The organism is Marinithermus hydrothermalis DSM 14884 (assembly GCF_000195335.1).
Classification (GTDB): Bacteria; Deinococcota; Deinococci; order Deinococcales; family Marinithermaceae; genus Marinithermus; species Marinithermus hydrothermalis.
The window spans coordinates 2,065,187-2,083,562 of record NC_015387.1; the positions used below are offsets into that span (position 1 = coordinate 2,065,187).

Sequence of the window (18,376 nt, forward strand, 5' to 3'; positions counted from 1 at the left end):
ATGAACCGGCACAAACGCACGGCTCGCCCCAGCGAGCTCCTCGCCACGCTCCTCCGCAAGTACCGCCTCGAGGCCGGGTTCAAGCGGGGCCGGGTGCTTCACCTCTGGCCCCAGGTCGCGGGCCCGGTCCTCGCGGGCATCACCGAACCCCTCCGTTTCGCGGACGGCACGCTCGTCGTGCGGGTGCAGGACGCGGTCGCCGCGCACCACCTGACCTACCAGCGCCAGGCCTTCCTCGAGCGGTACGCCCACCACCTCGGGGAGGACGTGGTGCGCGAGATCCGCTTCGTCACCGGCCCGGTACGCTCCGCGCCTCCCCCCGCCCCACCCCCGCCCGAACCCCCGCCGCCCCTCCCCCTCGAGGCCGCCCGCAAACTAGAGGACCTCGCGGCTCGAGTACCGGAAGAACTCCGGCCCAAAGTGCAAGCGGCCGGCGCGCGCCTGCTCGCCCACCTCGAGGCCGCCCCCTCCCCCCCGTGCCCGGTGTGCGGCGTACCCGCGGGGCCCCAGCCGTGCCGACACTGCCAGCGGCTCCTCGCGGACCCCGTGGTGCAGCGTGAAGCGGAGCGCCTGACCCGCCGGCCGCTCGCCTCCCGGCTCGAGGGGGACCTCGAGGCCGCCGCGCGGTACCTGGCCACGGCGCAGCTCGAGGCACAACTCAACGAGCTCCTGCCCCAAGCGACGCAGCAGCCGGAGCTGCTCCCGATGCTCGCGGACATCGCGCGCCGGTACCTGCAGCTCCGCACCGGGCAAGAGAATGTAACGCCTTACCGTCACCTGCTCCCTAAACCGGCACAACACCTGCTCAAGGAAGTATGATAGGGGGGCAAGGAGGGTCATCATGGCGACCGAAACCAAGAGCAAAGGCGGCGGCGACGTTCACATCAAGGCCGGGCTGATCTGGCTCAATGGGGAGTTCGTCCCCCAAGAGGAAGCTCGGGTCAGCGTGCTCTCGCACGCCCTGCACTACGGCACCAGCGTCTTTGAAGGGATCCGCGCGTACGAGACCCCCAAAGGCCCGGCGATCTTTCGGTTAGACGAGCACGTCGAGCGCCTCTTCCACTCGGCGAAGGTGCTCCGCATGGAGATTCCCTTCACCTTCGACGAGGTGAAGCAGGCCATCGTCGAGACCGTCAAGCGCAACGGGTACAAGGCCTGCTACATCCGCCCCCTCGTCTGGATGGGGGCCCGCACCCTCGGCGTGAACCCCCTGCCCAACAACCCTGCCGAGGTCATGGTCGCGGCGTGGGAGTGGGGCGCGTACCTGGGTGAGGAAGCCATCAAGAAAGGCGCGAAGCTCATCACCGCCAGCTGGGCGCGCTTCCCCGCGCACGTCATGCCCGGCAAGGCTAAGGCCGGCGGGAACTACATCAACTCGGCCCTCGCCAAGATGGACGCCCTCTCCGCCGGGGCGGACGAGGCCCTGCTGCTGGACGACCAGGGGTTCGTCGCGGAAGGCTCGGGCGAGAACATCTTCTTCGTGCGGAAAGGGGTCGTGTACGCGATCGAGCACTCCGTGAACCTGATGGGCATCACCCGCGACTCCGTCATCCAGATCGCGCGCGACCTCGGGTACGAGGTGAAGGAGGTGCGCGCCACCCGCGAGCAGCTCTGGATGGCGGACGAGGTCTTCATGGTGGGCACCGCAGCCGAGGTCACCCCCGTCTCCTCGATCGACTGGCGACCCATCGGCACGGGCACCGCGGGCGAGATCACCCTCAAAATCCGCAAGGCGTACCTCGAGGCCGTGACCGGTCAGCGCCCCGAGTACGAGCACTGGCTCACGTACGTGCAGTAACCGCGCGTCGGCGCGTCACGCTTCCCGCACCCCCGGAGCCCCCCCGGGGGTGCGTTGGGTTCTCTTGGGTCGCGCCTCACCCCCAGACCCGCCGTCCGCCCACGTAAACCGCGCGGATGGGCGTCTCCCCCCAGCGGTAGAGCGGCTCGAGGGCCGCCGGGGCCTCCACCACCACGAAGTCCGCGGCGCTGCCCGGCTCGAGCCGGCCGAGTTCGGGGTGGCCGAGGGCCTGGGCGGCGTTCGCGGTGCCCGCCTGGAGCGCCTCCTCGAGGGCGAGGCCGCCCAACGCGATCGTAAGTTGAAGGGCGAGCCACAGGTTGTAGAAGGGGCTCGAGCCGGGGTTGTGGTCGGTCGCGACCGCGAGCGTGACCCCGGCGTCCCAGATGCTCCGCGCGTCGGGGAAGGGCTGCTTAAGGAGGAGGGTCGCGCCGGGGAGGAGGGTGGCGACGGTGCCGTGCGCGGCGAGGGCCGCCCAGTCCTCGGGGGTGGCGGCCTCCAGGTGGTCCGCGGAGAGGCCGCCGAGCTCGGCCACGCGCCGCGCGGCCCCGGTGCGGGTGAGTTGCTCGGCGTGCGCCTTGACCTTGAGGCCGTGCGCGAGCGCTGCCTCCCAGATGCGTTCAGCTTCGGCGAGGGTGTAGGCCCCGCGGTCCACGAAGACGTCCACCGCCTCGGCGAGGCCTTCGCGGGCGACCTCGGGGATCAGCTCGGTGGTGAACACCTCGAGGTACGCCGCGCGGTCCCACCCCGCGGGGATGACGTGCGCGAGCAGGGTGGGCACGACCCGCTGGGGCCCAGCCTCGGCCAGACGGCGCGCCACGCGGAGCATCTTGAGCTCGTGCGTCACCTCGAGGCCGTACCCGGACTTGACCTCGAGGGTGGTCACGCCCGTGCGCAAAAAGGTCCGGGCGCGGGCCTGGGCCAGCGCGAAGAGCTCGTCCTCGCTCGCGGCTTGGGTGGCGCGGGTGGTGTGGTGGATCCCCCCGCCGGCCTCGAGGATCTCCGCGTAGCTCGCGCCCCTAGCGCGCAGCGCGTACTCCTCGAGGCGGCTGCCCGCCCAGATGAGGTGCGTGTGGCTGTCCACGAGGCCGGGCACGACGCCGCGCCCGCCGAGGTCCTCGTGGGGCCAGGCGCGGTAGGGTTCGGGCAGCTGGGCCGCGGGCCCAACCCAGGCCACCCGGCCCTCCCGCACCGCGAGGGCCGCGCGTTCCACGCGGGTGAAGGGCGTGTACAGGTCGGTGATCCCGGTGAAGACCCGCACGGCGCTACCCCGTCTGGCTGGGGAGGTCCAGCCCCCGCTCCCGCGCGACCCGCTGGGCTTTCTCGTACCCGGCCTCGGCGTGGCGCATCACGCCAGTTCCCGGGTCGTTCAGCAACACCCGCTCCAGGCGCTGAGCGGCCTCCGGGGTGCCGTCCGCGACCGTGACCTGCCCCGCGTGGAGGGAGTACCCCATGCCCACGCCGCCGCCGTGGTGGAAGCTGACCCAGCCCGCGCCGCTCACGGCGTTCAAGGCGAAGTTCAAGAGGGGCCAGTCGGCGATCGCGTCCGAGCCGTCCTTCATGGCTTCGGTCTCGCGGTAGGGGCTGGCGACGGACCCGGCGTCCAGGTGGTCCCGGCCGATCACGATGGGGGCCTCGAGCTCCCCGCGGCGCACCATCTCGTTGAAGCGCAGCCCGGCCTTGTCCCGCTCCCCGTACCCCAGCCAGCAGATGCGCGCGGGCAGGCCTTGGAACTTGAACTTCTTCGTGCCTCGCTCGATCCAGCGGCGGAGCCCCTCGTCCTCGGGGAAGAGCTCGAGGATCGCCTGGTCGGTCTTGTAGATGTCCTCCGCCTTCCCGGAGAGCGCCACCCAGCGGAAGGGGCCGCGCCCCTCGCAGAACTGGTCGCGGATAAACGCGGGCACGAACCCCGGGTAGCTAAACGCGTCCGCGAACCCGCCCTCCTTGGCGAAGGCCCGCAGGTTGTTGCCGTAATCGAAGGCCACCGCGCCCGCGCGTTGCATCTCCACGATGGCCTGACAGTGGGTGGCCATGGCCTCGAGGACGCGCGCCCGGTACCCTTGGGGGTCCTGCTCGCGGAGGGTGTCGGGGTCCTCGTCCGCGGCGAGGGGCGGGACGTACCCGTACATGGGGTCGTGCGCGGAGGTCTGGTCCGTCACGAGTTCAGGGATGAAGCCGCGCCGCACCATCTCCGGCAGGACCACCGCGGCGTTCCCCAGCAGCCCGATCGAGAGGGGTTCGCCGCGCCGCTTGGCCGCCTCGGCCATCTTGAGGGCCTGGTCCAGGTCGTCCGTCCAGGTGTCGAGGTAGGCGGTCTCGAGGCGGCGCTGGATGCGGCGGGGGTCCACCTCGACCACGATCGCCACGCCTTCGTTCAGCGTGACCGCGAGGGGCTGCGCGCCCCCCATCCCGCCGAGCCCCGCGGTGACGGTGATCGTGCCTTTGAGGGAGCCGCCGAAGTGCTTGCGGGCCGCGGCGAGGAAGGTCTCGTAGGTGCCCTGGAGGATGCCTTGGGTGCCGATATAGATCCAGGAGCCCGCGGTCATCTGGCCGTACATGATGAGGCCCTGCCGCTCCAGGTCGTCGAACACCTCCCAGCTGGCCCAGCGCGGCACGAGGTTGGAATTCGCGATGATCACGCGGGGAGCCTGGGGGAAGGTGCGGAACACGCCGACCGGCCGGCCGGACTGCACGAGGAGGGTCTCGTCGTTCTCGAGGCGGTCGAGGACCTCGATGATCCGCCAGAAGTCCTTCCAGCTGCGGGCCGCCCGGCCCCGCCCCCCGTAGACGATGAGTTCCTCGGGGCGTTCGGCCACCTCGGGGTCGAGGTTGTTCATGAGCATGCGCTTCGCGGCCTCTTGGATCCAGCCTTTCGCGGTTCGTTGGGGCCCGCGCGGGGCCCGCACGGGTTTGTACGCCTGCACGTTACCGACCTCCTTTCCGGGTGGGGCCCGGTGTGGGTTCACCCTGGTTTTACCTCACGCGGGGCGGGGTTGTATAGACAGGTTCACCCCACGTAGCTCTCGAGGACCCGCGGGTCCTGCGCCACGCGAGCGGCGGGCCCCTCCAGCACCACCCGCCCGGCCTCCATCACGTAGGCCCGCTGGGCGTGCGCCAGGGCGCGGCGCGCGTTCTGCTCCACCAAAAGGATCGCGCGCCCCTCCCGGTGGATTCGGGCGAGCGTCTGGAAGACGAGGTCCACCGCGAGGGGCATCAGGCCCCACGAGGCCTCGTCCACCAGCAACAGCCGCGGCCGACCCATCAAGGCCCGCCCCAAGGCCACCATCTGCTGCTCCCCGCCCGAGAGGGTCCCCGCGAGCTGCCGCCGCCGCTCGGCCAGGCGGGGGAAGAGGGCGTAGACCTCCTCGAGGCCCGCGCGCACCTCCGCCTCGGGCCGGGTGTACGCCCCCGCCCGCAGGTTCTCCTCCACGGTGAGCTTCGGGAAGAGCCGGCGGCCTTCCGGCACGTACCCGAGCCCCGCGCGCGCCCGGTCCCAGGGGGGGCGGCGCGACAGGTCCCGCCCTAGAAACCGCACCGCACCCCGGTGCGGCACGAGGCCCAGCAGGGCCTTGATCAGGCTTGTCTTCCCCGCCCCGTTCGGCCCGATGAGGGCCACCCACTCCCCCTCCCGCACGGCGAGGGAAACCCCCCGCACCGCGAGGGCCTCCCCGTACCGCACCTCGAGGTCCTGCACCTCAAGCATCCGCTTCCTCCCCCAGGTACGCCCGGATCACCCGGGGGTCGCGCTTCACGGCCTCCGGAGGACCCGCAGCGATCACGCGCCCCGCGTCCATCACCACCGCGCGGTCGCACACCCCCAGCGCCAGGCGCACGTTGTGCTCCACCAGCACGACGCCGATCCCTTCCCTTAACCCCGCGATCAACTCCAAAATCCCTTCCGCCTCGCGCAGGGTCAAGCCCGCGAGCGGTTCGTCCAACAGCAGTAGCCGGGGCTCGAGGGCCAACGCCCGCGCCACCTCCAGGCGCTTCTTCATCCCGAGGGGCAGCCGGCCAGCGGGTTGTTCCGCGTGCGCCTCGAGGCCCACCCGCACCAGCAGTTCACGGGCCCGCGCGATCCGCTCGGGGCGGCGGTACGGGCCGAGCGGCAGCACACGCCGAAGCGCGGCCCGCGCGAGGGGCACCAGGACGTTCTCCAGCACCGAGAGTTCCGCCAGGGGCTGGGGGATCTGGAAGGTCCGCGCGATCCCCAGGTGGGCCCGGCGGTGCGCGGGCCAGCGCGTCACGTCCCGCCCCAGGAACCGCACGCTGCCCTCGTCCGGCAAAAGCGCGCCCGCGATGAGGTTGAAGGTCGTGGTCTTGCCCGCGCCGTTCGGCCCGATCAGGCCCACCACCTCCCCCGCGCGCACCTCGAGGTCCACGCCCGCCACGGCCTGCACGCCGCCGAAGCGTTTCTTGAGGTTCCGGGCCTCGAGGAGGGTCACGGCCGCCTCCCCAACAGCCCCTGGGGCCGGTAGCGCATGGTGAGCGCGAGGAGGAGCCCGTAGAGGAAGAGCTGGTAGTTCTGCACGAAGGCGAAGGCCTGGGCGAACCCCCCGAGGAGCACCGCGCCCGCGATCGGCCCCCAGAGGGTGCCCATCCCGCCCACCGCGACCATCGCGAGGAGGGTGACGGAGAGGGGGAAGCCGAAGTCCTCGGGGTGGATGACGCGGATGTAGCTGGCGTAAAGCCCCCCGGCGAGCCCGGCGAGGGCGCACCCCAGGGCGAACGCGGTCACCTTGAAGCGCCGCACGTCCACCCCGAGCGCGGCCGCGGCCGCCTCGGACTCCCTCAAGGCGAGGAGGGCCAGGCCGAGGTCCGAGGCGCGCACGCGCTCGTGCAGCCAGGCGGTGAAGGCGAAGGCGAGCAGGACCAGCCCGAAGAACCCGAGGGGCCCCGCGGGCCGGGGGATGTCGCTGATCCCGAAGGCTCCGCCGAAGTAGGGCAGGTAGAGGAAGGCCGCGACCGCGACGAAGTTCACCCCGATGGTGGCGATGGCGAGGAAGTCCTCCCGCAGCCGGAGGCTGACCGCGCCCAGCGCGAGCCCCACCACGCCCGCGGCGAGCACGCTGGCCGCGAGGGCCGGCCCGAACCCCACCCCGGCCTCGGTGGTGAGGTAGGCCAGGGTGTACGCCCCGACCCCGAAGAAGGCCGCGTGCCCCAGCGTGACCTGGCCGGCCACCCCGGTGATCAGGTTCAGGCTGAGCGCGAGGATCGCGAAGAGAAGCAATAGGGTCAGGACCGTTACCGCGTACACGCTACCTCCCGAACAACCCCTGCGGACGCACGAGGAGCACCACGATCAACGCTAAAAACGCCACCCCCTCCGGGGGGAAGGCGTTCCCCAGGAACGCCAGCGCCAGCGACTCCACCAGCCCGAGCAGCACCCCAGCCGCGACCGTGCCCCACACGCTCCCCAACCCGCCGAGCACCACCACCGCCAGGGCCTTGTACGCGGGCACGTCCCCCATCGTGGGGTAGACCTGGTTGTAGTACACCCCGATCAGCACCCCCGCGACCCCCGCGAGGGCCGAGGCCAACGCGAAGGCCAGCGCCGTGTGCCGCGGCGGGTGGATCCCCAACGCGCTCGCAACCTCCAGGTCCTGCGCGAGCGCGCGCCAAGCGAGCCCCAACCGGGTCCGGGCCGTAACCCCGTACACCCCCAAAAGGAGCAGGGCCGTGCCGAGAAGGACCGCGACCTGCGGGGCGGTCACCCCCACCGCCCCCAAAAAGAGGACCGGGCGCGGCTCGAGGGCCGGGAGGCTTTGCTGGTAGGGGCCGAACAGGATGCGCAAGAGATCCCCCGTGGCGAGGAACAACCCGATCGAGCCGATCAGGGGGATCAGGGGCGGCTTGCCTGCGAGGGGACGGTAGAACCACCACTCGAGGAAAAGGCCGAAGAGGGTGGCCGCGAGCGCACCCGCCGCGAGCGCGAAGCCCAGGTGCTCCGTGGCGCTATACGCGAGCCACCCCCCGTACGCCCCCACCGCGTACACCCCGGCGTGCGCCACGTGCAGCACGCGGAGCAGGCCGTAGACCAGGGTGAGGCCCAGGGCGGTGAGGGCGTAGACGCTCCCCACCGCCAGGCCGTCCACCGCGAGGTACCCGAACGTCACCCAGTCCACGCCGCCCCCTTTAGGGCTTGAGCACCTCGATCCGGTCGAACTTCATGAAGCGCCGGAACCGGCCCTCCCGCACCTCCTGCACCGTCGCGGTCTTCACCGGGTCGCCGTCCTCCGTCCAGTAGAAGACGTGCCCCACCACGGTCTCGACCTCCTCGAGCTGGGCGAGGGCCTCGCGGAGGGCCTCACCGTCGAGGCCCCCGGCGCGCTGGGCGGCCAGAGCCATCACCTGCATCGCGGCGTACCCCGAGGCCCCCACCATGTCCGCGGGGATGCCCGCCCGCTCGCGGTAAGCCTCGAGGAACCGCTGGACCGCGGGGTCCGTGCTGTCCCGGTCCAGGGTGGTCGTGATCAACACGCCTTCCGCCGCGTCCCCCGCGAGCTCGATGAACTTCGGGGAGTCGTACCCCTCCTGCCCGATCACCCGCACCTCCATCCCCAAGGAACGCACCTGCCGCACCAGGTTCGCGGCCTCGGAGAAGTACGCGCTCGCGTACAGCACCTCCGGCCGCGCGGCGCGCAGCCGGGCCAGGATCGGGGTGAAGTTCTTGTTCCCCAAGGGGTAGGTGTCGCGGTAGACGATCTCGAGACCCAGCACCTGGGCCCGCTCGCGGAACCCGGCCTCGAGGGCCCGCCCGAAGTCGTTCTGGATCGTGAGGATCGCAACGCGTTTCGCGCCGAGCTCGTGGGCGAGCTCGGCGCCCACCCGGCCCTGGACGGTGCCGAGCAGGCCCATGCGGAAGACGTACGGCTTGTCCCGGGTGATGTCCGGGGCCACCGCGTACGCGGCGATGAAGGGAATGCCCGCCTCGTTCACCACCGGCGCCGCCGCGAGCGACGCGCCGGAGTACGAGGCACCGATCACGAACGCGACCTTATCCAGCTCCACGAGGCGCCGCGCGAAGTTCACGGCTTGCTTAGGGTCGGCCTGGTCGTCGTACACCACGAGCTCAACCGGCCGCCCCAAGAGCCCCCCTTGGGCGTTGATCTCCTCCACCGCGAGCTCGATCCCGGTGAGGGCGCTCCGCCCGTCCGCCGCGGCGAACCCGGAGAGCGGCGCGAGCACCCCGACCTTCACCGGCGCCTGCGCCAGCGCCACCCCCAACAGAACCGCCAGTGCCATGAACACCTGCCGCATCACACCACCTCCCTCATTCGGCACGCTCCCCCACCCCGGCGGCCTCCGCCTGGGGGGAGAACGTGTCCTCAAACACGTACCGGTCCCCCCGCATGAAGTACTCCACCCACGTCACGGGCGTCTCGAAGGTGAAGGTCACCCGCTCCATGCGGAAGGCCGGGAAGCCCGAGGGCAACCCGAACCAACGCGCGAGCTCCCCCACGAGCTCGCTGGCCTCGAGCCGCTGCCAGACCCGCGTGAGGGGCAGCCCCAGCTTCTGCACGAGCAGCTCGTGCAGCGACTCGGCCTCGAGGTCCTCCTCGAGGACCGCGGCGCACAGGTCGCGGCGGAGGTAGCGCGTCTCGAAGAGGACGGGCGTGCCGTCCAGGTACCGCATCCGGCGAACGCACACCGCCTCGCGCGTGCCGAGCTTTTGGGCGACGGGCTCGGGGGCCTCGGCGAAGCCTGCCGAGACCAGGCGGGTGGCGGGGCGGGCGCCTTGGGCCGCGGCGTACGCGTAGAAGGGCCGCACCCGGAAGAACCCCTGGCTGAACCGCCGCTCGGCGAGGAAGGTGCCCTTGCCCGGGACGCGCAGGGCGTACCCTTCGCGCACGAGCTCCTCGAGGGCCCGGCGGGCGGTCATGCGGCTCACGCCGTACTGGCGGGCGAGCGCGGGCTCCGAGGGCAGCGCGTGCGTGTACCGGCCCGCGCGAATGGCTTGTAAGAGCTGGTCCTTGATCCGCTTGTACTTCAACGCCGCCCCCACTTGTCTATACAGGTTTCCCCCATTCTGGCCGCGCCGCCGCCCGCGTGTCAAGCACCCCCACAGGCATGGGTAGGGACGCGCCCCCGCGCTCGAGGTGGGGTGTGCAATATGCACCTGCCTCAAGCTCCTCCATTTGTAGGATGAAACCGTGGTGCATCAAGTCACCGTGTGGCTGAGGCCTTCGGAGCCCGTCCTCCTGCCGTTCACCTACCGGGAGGAGCTGCAAGGCCTGGTCTACCGCCGCCTCCCCGAGAAGCTCAGCCGCTGGCTGCACGACGAGGGTCTCCCCACCCAACGGGGACGGTTCAAGCCGTTCGTCTTCTCCCGCCTCACCGGAAAGCTGCGCCCCCAGCCAGCGTTCAAAGCCCTCCTCGCGACCGGCCCCGTCGCGTTCCACCTGGCCTCGCCGCTGCCCGAGGTGGCCCAGGGGTTCGCTCAGGGGCTGCTCACCCAACCCAGGGTGCGGCTCCACAAGGCCCGCTTCACCCTGGAGGAACTCACCCTATCCGAGGTGCCCCTCCCCCAAACCCCCGCCCTCCTCGAGGCCCGCGCCCCCATCACGGTGTACCGCAAGGAGAACGGGCAGCGCAGGTACTACACCCCCTTCGAGCCCGAGTTCGCCGCGCTCGTCCTGGAAAACCTGCGCGCCAAAGCCCAGGCCCTAAACCGCGAAACGTCGGGCACGCTGCACCTCGAGCCCGTGGGGGTGACCCCCCGCCACAAGAAGATCGAGCGGTTCCGGCGGATGATCATCGAGGGATGGATGGGCCGGTACCGGCTCACGGCCCCGCCCGAGATCCTCTGGGTCGCGCTCACCGCGGGGCTCGGCGCGCTGGGCAGCCAAGGCTTCGGGTACGTGGAGGTGGTCTCGTGATTCGGGAACTCACGCGTTTAGGCGAAGCAGTGCTCGCCAACGACGAGGCTGGGGTGCTCGAGGCGCTCATCGAGGACATTGGAAACCTGAAACCCAAGCGGGGAAACGCCCCGCACCTGGTGGTCCTCAACCTAAGCTCGGAAGGCCGCCTGGAGTGGCGCACGGAGGTGCTGGACCCCCCGCGGGCCGAAGCGTACCTGTGGCTGGGTAACCCCCGCGCGAACGCCCCCAAGGTGCGCGTGACCACCTCCAATCTGGCGTACCTCCTGGGCCAGACCTTCTACGCCCTCACCGAGGACGCGGACACGCCCCCCGAGCTCCGCGCGTACCTGGAGCGCGTCTTCCCCAAGCTGTTCTGGCACGACCCCGAGGCTCGAGGCGGGAAGCGCAAGTACGCCTACCTGCTGGACGCCCAGAAGCTCGGGTTGGACGTGGATTGGCCCGCGCTCCGCGACCTTCCCCCCAAACAACGCCCCGCGCAGCTCGCGAAAGCCCTCACCGCCCTTTTCGACCTGCCTAAACAAGGGGTGCTCTACACCCTCGCCATCGACGGCACTCCCCTGGCTCAGCTGCCCGCGTACCGCGCGTACATGCTGCGCAAACTCGTCGGGGAGCTCTTCGAGGACGCCAAAGACGGGGTGTGCCACGCCTGCGGCGCGCGTACCGCGGTCAATGCTAAATTCACGCACTTCAAGATCAAGCTCTTCATCAACGACAAACTCAGCTTCGCCTACGGCCTCGACGCGGAGAACTGGACGAAGAACCACGCCCTGTGCCAACGGTGCTACACGCGCGCCCTGAGCGGCGAACGCTACCTGGAGCGCCACCTCTCCACCCGCGTGCTGGGGACGGAAACCCTGATCGTGCCGCACCTAGACCCCACGCCCCTCTCCCAAGAAACGCTCGACGCCCTCAGCGCGCTGCTGCGGGAGACCACCTCGAGCCTGGAACGGCTCGAGAGCGTACCCGAGCTCCTGGATCGTCTCGAGCCCCACACCCGCCTCCCCCAGCTCACCCTCCTCTTCATCCGGCGCGCCCAGTCCGCGGTGAAGCTCATCGAGGCTGTGCCTGAGGTCGAACCCTCCCGCATCGAAGCGGTCCTGCGAGCCATCGGCGAGGCCAACCGGCACGCGAACACCCTCTTCGGCGCGCCGCGCACCGGAGCGTGGCTGCCCGGCCTCGCGGCGCTCCTCGACGTGCTGCCCCTCAAGCACGAGCAGGGCGCTCCGCACGCCGCGCCTGCCCTGCGCGTGCTCCGCCAGATCCTCCTGGGGGAACCCCTGTCCCGCCCACGACTCCTGCGGGAGTTCCTCCAGGTTCTCCGGTACATCCACCGGAACAACCCCGGGATCTACGCCACCCGATCCTGCCGCGCGCCAGGCGGCTACTGCCCCGAGATCGAGGACGCAATCCCCAGGATGACGGCTTTCCTGCACTTCCTGGAAGCCCTCGAGATGCTGGAGGTGAACCCGATGGAGCTCGACACCAAACTACCCGGCTACACGGAACCCATCCAAACACTCGGGCTGGACGCCCCCCGCACGGCCCTCTTCCTCCTGGGCGTGCTGCTTGCCCGCGTCGCCAGCGAGCAGTACAAGCGGGGCAAGAGCAAACCGGTCCTGGAAAAGGTCGGGTACCAGGGGATGCCCCTGGAAAAAGTGCGGCGCTTCGCCCTTGAGCTCTTCGAGAAGCTCACGGAGTACCGCCGGCTCGACGCTTCCAGCGAGGTGGTCTTCGCCACCGCCACCGAACTCCTCGCGCAACCCCGCCCCTGGCCCCTCTCGGACGAGGAAAACGCCTTTTACATCCTGCTGGGTTACGGCTTCGAGACCCGCCGCATCCTGAACGCGGGCAGGAAGGAGAAGGAGGACGACCATGAAGCTGCTTGACGGCGAGATCCTGTTCCTCTACGACGCGAAGATGACGAACCCCAACGGCGACCCGGACGAGGAGAACAAACCGCGCATGGACTACGCCACCTCGCGAGCCCTGGTCTCCGACGTGCGCCTGAAGCGCTACCTCCGGGACTACTGGCTGAGCCAAGGCCGGGACGTCTGGGTGCGCACCCTGAACGAACGCACCGTCAGCGCCGACCAGCGGCTCAGAGACCTCCAAGAAACCCACCAGCGTGAAGCCAAGGACCGCGAGTTCGTGCCGTGGCTGCTCGACCGCCTGATCGACGTGCGCCTCTTCGGGGCCACCATGCCGATCAAAGCCCGGGAGAACGAAAGCCGGGGGAGCGGCCTCACCTTCACGGGACCGGTGCAGTTCACGTGGGGGTACTCCCTCCACCCCGTGGAGATCATGGACTCCTCCACCATCTCCTCGACCTTCGCCGGACGAGAAAACGAGCACGGCACCTTCGGCAAGGACTGGCGGATCTACTACGGGCTCATCGCCTTCATGGGACGGGTCTCAACCCGCCGCGGCCAAACCACCCACTTACAGGAAACCGACCTGGACGCCCTCGAGGAAGCCCTCCTCAAAGCCATCCCCGCCGAAGCAGTAACGCGCAGCAAGTTCGGCCAGACGCCCCGCCTCTACCTCCACGTCCGCTACCGCGAAGGCGCGTACCCCTTCCCGCCCGTGGGGGACCTCCGCGACCAGGTGCGCTTCCTCCCGAGCGAAGGCCTCGAGCCCCGCAAGGTACGCGCGGTAGGGGATTACCGTCTGGACCTCACCCCCCTGACCGAAGCGTTACGGCCGCACGCGTCCCGGATCGAAGAGGTCCGGCTCTGGGTGCACCCCGAACTCCGCGTGCAGGGCCTCGAGGGCCTGCCCCACCTGCACACGCTCTAGGAGGCGCCCATGCGGGCGTTGCGCTTCGTGGTGGCGGGAAAACTCGCGCACTTCCGCCGCTTCTACACCAACTCCTCCTCCCTCACCTACCCCATCCCCCCGCCCCCCACGCTCCGGGGGCTCCTGGGCGCCGCGGCGGGGCTCGGCCCCGAGTACGCCGAGCGCTTCGCCGAGATGCGCTTCGCTGTGCGCCCCGCCGCCCCCTGGCGGTTCCTCATCCAGACCCTGAACCACCTCAAGGTCAAGCAAGGGGAAAACCACGCCGCCGGCGGGGAGCACACCCAGGTCCCCGTGCAGTTCCTGGTCCCGCAGGACCCCGCGGGACGGCTGCGCTACGAGGTGCTCGGCGGTAGGCGCCGGCGCGGAAACCCTGCTCGACGCCCTCCACGCCCCCCAATACCCCCTCGCGCTCGGGCCCGCCTTCGCCCTCGCCTTCATCGAGGAAGCCGAACTCGTGGACGGCCAACTCGAGCCCGGCCTACACGGTCCGCTCTGGGGCGCGTTCATGATCGAGGCGCTCGAGGAACTCCGCGGCCCAGGCCGGATCCTGCACGACCGTTATCCCCTGCGCCTAGCCCCGGACCGCACCCTCGTGCTGGCGAAGGACCTGGGCCTCGAGGCGGAAGGCCGCCCCGTGGAGATGCGCTACAACGGCCCGGTCTTCGTGAGCGGAGAGCGGGCCTTCGCCCTCGTGGGGTGAGGCATGCTCGAGGCCCGGCCCGGCGAACCCCTCTTGGAGCACCTGGTGCGGGTGGCCGAGCTCGCGGAGCGCTGGGCGCCCCCCCAGCTCAAGGCGGAAGCCCGGATCGCCGGGCGGGTGCACGACCTCTTCAAGGCCACCCCGTGGTTCCAGCGGTACCTGCACGCCCCCCCAAAGGAACAAGCCCAACTCAAGGCCCAGTACGGGGAACGGCTCCACCACGCCTGGGCCGGCGCGGTCTTCGGAGCGTTCGTGAGCGCGCAGCGCGGGCACGACGCCCTCGCGGTCTTCCTCGCGGTGGCGTGCCACCACGGGCACCTCAAAACCCCCACCGCCCTCCTCCCCAACAAACGCGACCTCCTCACCGGCCGCTTCACCCGCCTGGACGCCCTCGAGGCCCAGATCCAAGCGGTATTGGGGTGGGAAGAAGGCGCAAAGCTCCTGGAAGCGCTCGACCTAAAAGCGGCCTTCCTCGAGTTCGCCCGCACCGACAAGCCGCGCTTCCTCAACGACCTCCGGCAGCGCTTCGCGGTCACGCGCGGACGGTACTGGGCAGTCACCTGGTTGTTCTCCGCCCTGATCGACGCGGACAAGCACCTAGCCGCCGGAACCCCCTCCCCCGAGCGCGTCCCGCTCCCCGAGCGCGTACCGGAACCCTTCCTGAACGAGGTCAAGCGAGGCGCCCCGATCGACCCCCTACGGGAACGGCTTTACCGCGCGGTCCAGCAACGCATCCGGGAAGCGCCCCTAGACCACCTCTTCCCCGCCGCCCTCACCCTCACCGCCCCAACCGGCGCGGGCAAGACGCTCACCCTCCTCAACGCCGCGCTCGAGCTCCGCACCCGGGTACAAGCAGAACGCGGGCACACGCCCCGCATCGTGTACGCCCTGCCCTACATCAACCTCATCGAACAAAACCACGCCGTCTTCGAGGCGGCCATGCGGCATGCGGGCATCCCCGCGGAACACGCCCTGCTCGCCCACCACCACCTGAGCGAAGCCCGGGATGAGGACGACCTCACCGAAACCGAGCACCGCCTCCTCCTCACCGAGTCCTGGGAGGCCGAACTCATCGTCACCACCTTCGTGCAGGTCATCGAGACGCTCTACGGGACGCATAACCGCACCCTCAAAAAACTCCACCGCCTCCTCAACCACACCATCCTCATCCTGGACGAAGTGCAAGCCCTGCCCGCCGAGCACTGGCCGCTCCTACGCCGCCTCCTCACGGAGTTCGTCAAGCACGGAAACACCGTCATCCTCGCGACCGCCACCCAACCCGCCCTGCTCCAGGACGCCCTGGAGCTCGCGCCCCACCTCCCGGACTGGCCCACCCGCGTGCACATCCGCCGCGCCGAAACGCCCCCCACCACCCCCCCCAACCGCTCCCGCCTCATCGTGGCGAACACCGTCGCCCGCTCCCTCGAGCTTTACGCCCAACAAAAAGCCCTCGGCGGAGAGGTGCACTACCTCTCCACGAACCTCACCCCCCACGACCGCGCCCAACGCATCGCGCTCCTCAAGCAAAAACTCCCCCACACCCCCCTCACCCTCGTCGCCACCCCCATCGTGGAGGCCGGCCTCGACCTGGACTTCAGGGAAGGCTGGCGTGAACTCGGCCCGGTCGACGCCGTCATCCAAGTCGCGGGGCGCATCAACCGCTCCGGCAACCGTCCCCCCGAACCCCTCTACCTCCTCCCCGAAACCAACATGGCGCGCGTCTACGGACGGGTCCTCGCCGAACTCGCCCGAAGCTTCTTCAACACCTTCACCGAAGGCAGCGACCACGCGCTCACCGCACACCTCCCCCCGTACTTCGCGGCCCTCGAGGCCCGCCTGGCCTCCGCGCAAGCCACGGGGTTCATCGAGGCCATGACCCACCACCGCTTCTGCCGCAGCGGCTACCCCCGGCGCTGCCGGGACGGGTGCGGCCCCACAAACCCCGAAGGGTGCGACGTCTGCTGCTTCTCCCTCATCCAAGAGGAGATGATCCGCATCCCGATCTTCATCGAGCAAAACGACGAAGCGAGCGAAGCCCTCGCCGAGCTCGAGGCCGCCCTCAAGGAACCCGACCCCACCCGGAAACGCGCCCGGCTACGCCGGGTCCGCCCGAAACTCGCCCGCTACACCATCAACCCCATCGCGCGCATCGCGGCCAAGAACCTTCCCAGCCCGCTCTTCGGACGCGAGGACTACCGCCTGGTGCGCCGCGAGGAGCTCGAGGCCTACTACGACGAGGAAACCGGGTTCGTATGGGAGCTCAAGGACCAGTTCCTGTAAGCGGCACCCTGATCTGGTACTACGCCATCTGCCCCCGGGAAGCCTGGCTCATGGGGCACGCCATCGAACCCTGGCAGGACCATGAACGGCTCGCCCTCGGCCGGCTCCTCCACGAGACCGCCTACCCCAAGGCACGCCGCGAGATCACCCTGCCCGGCATGCGGATCGACCTCATCCGCCAGGAGGGAACCGCCCTCGTGATCGGCGAGGTCAAGCTCTCCCGGGGCGCGCACCACGCCCACCGGCTACAACTCGGGTACTACCTGATGCGCCTCGAGGCGGAAGGACTGCAAGCTAAGGGCGAGCTCCGCTACCCGCACGAGCGCCGCGTTCAGTCCCTCACGCTGGACGACACCCTCCGGCAAGACGTCCAAGCTGCTCTCGAAGGACTGCACCAACTCCTCACCCAACCCCAGCCGCCCGCGCTCGAGCGAAACCCCTACTGCGCTTCCTGCGCGTACTACGGGTTTTGCTGGGTGGAGGAAGCATGAAACCCATCTACATCTTCAGTTCAGGACGCCTCACCCGCCGGCAACACACCCTCTTCCTCGAAACCGAGGAAGGCAAACGCCCCATCCCCATCCAGCAGGTCTCGGAGATCTACGCTTTCGGCGAGCTGGAGTTGAATAAGCGCCTGCTCGAGTTCCTCACGCAACACCGCGTCCCCATGCACTTCTTCAACCGCTACGGTTACTACGTCGGCACCTACTACCCGCGCGAGTTCTTGAGTTCCGGGCACCTCACCCTGAAACAAGCCGAGCACTACCTTAACCCCCAGCTTCGGCTGGACCTGGCGCGCCGCTTCGTGCGCGGAGCGTTATGGAACCTCGTGCGGGTCCTGGCCTACTACGCGCGCCGCGACGCGGAGCTCGAGGCGCCCATCCGCACGATCGAGGACCTCCAGGAGGCCGTCATGGAAACCAACAGCATCCCTGAGCTCATGGCGCTCGAGGGGAACGCCCGCGAGGTTTACTACCACGCTTGGGAACACATTCTTCCGGACTCGTTCACCCTGACCACGCGGACGCGCCGCCCTCCCACCACGCCCGCCAACGCCCTGGTGAGCTTCCTGAACAGCCTGCTCTACACAGCCACCCTAGCGCAGATCTACCAAACGCACCTGGACCCCCGCATCGGGTACCTGCACGAAACCAATTACCGCCGGCACACCCTCAACCTGGACGTGGCGGAGGTCTTCAAACCCACTTACGTGGACCGTTTAATCTTTCGTCTCGTTAACCGTAAACAACTCTCCCAAAAGCACTTCCTTAAGGAAGGAGGCGGGGTATTCCTTAATGACGCGGGACGCAAAACGGTACTTAAGGAGTGGGAAGACTTCCTGCAAAGCACGTACAAGCACCCCAAGCTGGGCCGCCATGTCTCGTGGCGCACCACGCTAAGGCTGGAGCTCTACAAGCTGGAGAAGCACCTGCTCGGCGACCGGCCCTACGAGCCTTTCAAGCACAGGGGGTGAGTCATGTACGTCATCATGGCTTATGACGTGAACGTGGAACGCGTAGTGAAGGTCTTGCACACGGGAAGGCGCTACCTGACCTGGGTGCAGAACTCGGTGCTCGAAGGGGAACTCACGCCCGCTCTTTTTGAGCGCTTGAAGGCGGATATCGCTAAGATCATCGATCCTAACCAGGATGCGGTGCGTTTTTACGTCATTAAGCGCACCGCGTGCTTTGAGAAGGAGTTCTTGGGGCACAGCAAGAACGAACCCGGACAAATACTTTGACTAAGTACAATATTCCTCGACCTCCGGTCGTGCTATAATCCCAGTAGGTTGATGCAAGCAACGCGCTATCAACACTTCCCTTCCTTATCGCGCATCCTTTCCCAGATTGTGTGCTGGGTTGGTCTTTGACAACTAAGGCACCAATCCGTAAGAGCCCTTCCTTAGGGGATGTTATGGGTTTTCAC

18 protein-coding genes, 1 pseudogene and 1 CRISPR repeat array (1 of these 20 only partly in view) are annotated in these 18,376 nt (G+C 69.2%); of the genes and pseudogenes, 11 read left to right on the top strand and 8 right to left on the bottom strand.

From position 1 onward, the window contains the following. Both MARKY_RS12240 and MARKY_RS10345 read left to right on the top strand, forming a co-directional pair. Positions 1-819: a DciA family protein gene (locus MARKY_RS12240; protein WP_013704825.1), complete on the top strand. Its 819-nt coding sequence runs from the start codon at positions 1-3 to the stop codon at positions 817-819. Between the two features lie 22 nt (positions 820-841). Then, complete coding sequence (locus MARKY_RS10345; RefSeq protein ID WP_013704826.1) at positions 842-1,798, top strand: branched-chain amino acid transaminase; 957 nt, start codon at positions 842-844, stop codon at positions 1,796-1,798. A gap of 76 nt (positions 1,799-1,874) precedes the next feature. Here the strand turns inward: MARKY_RS10345 and hutI are convergent, their stop codons facing one another. The 8 genes from hutI to MARKY_RS10385 form a co-directional block, all read right to left on the bottom strand. Beyond that, a complete protein-coding gene (gene hutI, locus MARKY_RS10350; RefSeq protein WP_013704827.1) occupies positions 1,875-3,056 on the bottom strand; it encodes an imidazolonepropionase in 1,182 nt (393 codons plus the stop codon). Positions 3,057-3,060: 4 nt separating this feature from the next. Further along, positions 3,061-4,719, bottom strand: coding sequence for a urocanate hydratase (hutU, locus tag MARKY_RS10355; RefSeq protein WP_013704828.1), 1,659 nt, complete (start codon positions 4,717-4,719; stop codon positions 3,061-3,063). Positions 4,720-4,802: 83 nt separating this feature from the next. Next, on the bottom strand, positions 4,803-5,498 hold the full coding sequence (locus MARKY_RS10360; protein ID WP_013704829.1) for an ABC transporter ATP-binding protein: 696 nt from the start codon (positions 5,496-5,498) through the stop codon (positions 4,803-4,805). Next, entirely contained in the window at positions 5,491-6,237 is a 747-nt protein-coding gene (locus tag MARKY_RS10365; protein ID WP_013704830.1) for an ABC transporter ATP-binding protein, read from the bottom strand. Before MARKY_RS10365 ends, MARKY_RS10360 begins: the two co-directional genes overlap by 8 nt. Next, a complete protein-coding gene (locus MARKY_RS10370; protein ID WP_013704831.1) occupies positions 6,234-7,049 on the bottom strand; it encodes a branched-chain amino acid ABC transporter permease in 816 nt (271 codons plus the stop codon). The genes MARKY_RS10365 and MARKY_RS10370 overlap by 4 nt, the downstream gene beginning before the upstream one ends. Position 7,050: 1 nt before the next feature. Then, a complete protein-coding gene (locus tag MARKY_RS10375) occupies positions 7,051-7,917 on the bottom strand; it encodes a branched-chain amino acid ABC transporter permease (RefSeq protein ID WP_013704832.1) in 867 nt (288 codons plus the stop codon). A gap of 10 nt (positions 7,918-7,927) precedes the next feature. After that, positions 7,928-9,052 carry an ABC transporter substrate-binding protein gene (locus MARKY_RS10380; protein ID WP_013704833.1) on the bottom strand — a complete coding sequence of 375 codons (1,125 nt, stop codon included), beginning with the start codon at positions 9,050-9,052 and terminating at the stop codon, positions 7,928-7,930. A gap of 13 nt (positions 9,053-9,065) precedes the next feature. Further along, entirely contained in the window at positions 9,066-9,785 is a 720-nt protein-coding gene (locus tag MARKY_RS10385; protein ID WP_013704834.1) for a GntR family transcriptional regulator, read from the bottom strand. Between the two features lie 163 nt (positions 9,786-9,948). Between MARKY_RS10385 and cas6 the strand changes: the two genes are divergently transcribed. From cas6 to cas2, 9 genes and pseudogenes are all read left to right on the top strand, one after another. Next, the gene (gene cas6, locus MARKY_RS10390) at positions 9,949-10,671 is read left to right on the top strand and encodes a CRISPR-associated endoribonuclease Cas6 (RefSeq protein WP_169311739.1); all 723 of its coding nucleotides are present in this window, start codon (positions 9,949-9,951) and stop codon (positions 10,669-10,671) included. Then, on the top strand, positions 10,668-12,560 hold the full coding sequence (gene cas8b / locus MARKY_RS10395) for a type I-B CRISPR-associated protein Cas8b/Csh1 (protein ID WP_013704836.1): 1,893 nt from the start codon (positions 10,668-10,670) through the stop codon (positions 12,558-12,560). Before cas6 ends, cas8b begins: the two co-directional genes overlap by 4 nt. Next, a complete protein-coding gene (gene cas7b / locus MARKY_RS10400; RefSeq protein WP_013704837.1) occupies positions 12,547-13,470 on the top strand; it encodes a type I-B CRISPR-associated protein Cas7/Csh2 in 924 nt (307 codons plus the stop codon). Before cas8b ends, cas7b begins: the two co-directional genes overlap by 14 nt. A 9-nt stretch (positions 13,471-13,479) precedes the next feature. Then, a pseudogene (gene cas5, locus MARKY_RS12310) lies at positions 13,480-13,713 on the top strand (CRISPR-associated protein Cas5); the annotation flags it as partial. Positions 13,714-13,924: 211 nt separating this feature from the next. Continuing rightward, entirely contained in the window at positions 13,925-14,170 is a 246-nt protein-coding gene (locus MARKY_RS10405) for a hypothetical protein (protein ID WP_041658076.1), read from the top strand. A 3-nt stretch (positions 14,171-14,173) separates the two neighbouring features. Beyond that, the gene (locus MARKY_RS10410) at positions 14,174-16,450 is read left to right on the top strand and encodes a CRISPR-associated endonuclease Cas3'' (protein ID WP_013704838.1); all 2,277 of its coding nucleotides are present in this window, start codon (positions 14,174-14,176) and stop codon (positions 16,448-16,450) included. Beyond that, complete coding sequence (cas4, locus tag MARKY_RS10415) at positions 16,423-16,941, top strand: CRISPR-associated protein Cas4 (protein WP_013704839.1); 519 nt, start codon at positions 16,423-16,425, stop codon at positions 16,939-16,941. Before MARKY_RS10410 ends, cas4 begins: the two co-directional genes overlap by 28 nt. Beyond that, positions 16,938-17,924, top strand: a complete 987-nt coding sequence (gene cas1b / locus MARKY_RS10420; protein ID WP_013704840.1) for a type I-B CRISPR-associated endonuclease Cas1b — start codon at positions 16,938-16,940, stop codon at positions 17,922-17,924. Before cas4 ends, cas1b begins: the two co-directional genes overlap by 4 nt. 3 nt (positions 17,925-17,927) lie before the next feature. Further along, the gene (gene cas2 / locus MARKY_RS10425) at positions 17,928-18,191 is read left to right on the top strand and encodes a CRISPR-associated endonuclease Cas2 (RefSeq protein ID WP_013704841.1); all 264 of its coding nucleotides are present in this window, start codon (positions 17,928-17,930) and stop codon (positions 18,189-18,191) included. A gap of 177 nt (positions 18,192-18,368) precedes the next feature. Then, positions 18,369-18,376: a CRISPR direct-repeat array (repeat unit 30 nt) (it continues 1,827 nt past the right edge of the window).

Excerpts from the sequence above, each read along its gene's own strand:
- cas1b (WP_013704840.1), top strand. The coding sequence starts at position 16,938 with ATGAAACCCATCTACATCTTCAGTTCAGGACGCCTCACCCGCCGGCAA.
- MARKY_RS10380 (WP_013704833.1), bottom strand. The coding sequence starts at position 9,052 with ATGCGGCAGGTGTTCATGGCACTGGCGGTTCTGTTGGGGGTGGCGCTG.
- cas7b (WP_013704837.1), top strand. The coding sequence starts at position 12,547 with ATGAAGCTGCTTGACGGCGAGATCCTGTTCCTCTACGACGCGAAGATG.
- cas2 (WP_013704841.1), top strand. The coding sequence starts at position 17,928 with ATGTACGTCATCATGGCTTATGACGTGAACGTGGAACGCGTAGTGAAG.
- MARKY_RS12240 (WP_013704825.1), top strand. The coding sequence starts at position 1 with ATGAACCGGCACAAACGCACGGCTCGCCCCAGCGAGCTCCTCGCCACG.
- MARKY_RS10410 (WP_013704838.1), top strand. The coding sequence starts at position 14,174 with ATGCTCGAGGCCCGGCCCGGCGAACCCCTCTTGGAGCACCTGGTGCGG.
- MARKY_RS10360 (WP_013704829.1), bottom strand. The coding sequence starts at position 5,498 with ATGCTTGAGGTGCAGGACCTCGAGGTGCGGTACGGGGAGGCCCTCGCG.
- cas4 (WP_013704839.1), top strand. The coding sequence starts at position 16,423 with ATGGGAGCTCAAGGACCAGTTCCTGTAAGCGGCACCCTGATCTGGTAC.
- MARKY_RS10345 (WP_013704826.1), top strand. The coding sequence starts at position 842 with ATGGCGACCGAAACCAAGAGCAAAGGCGGCGGCGACGTTCACATCAAG.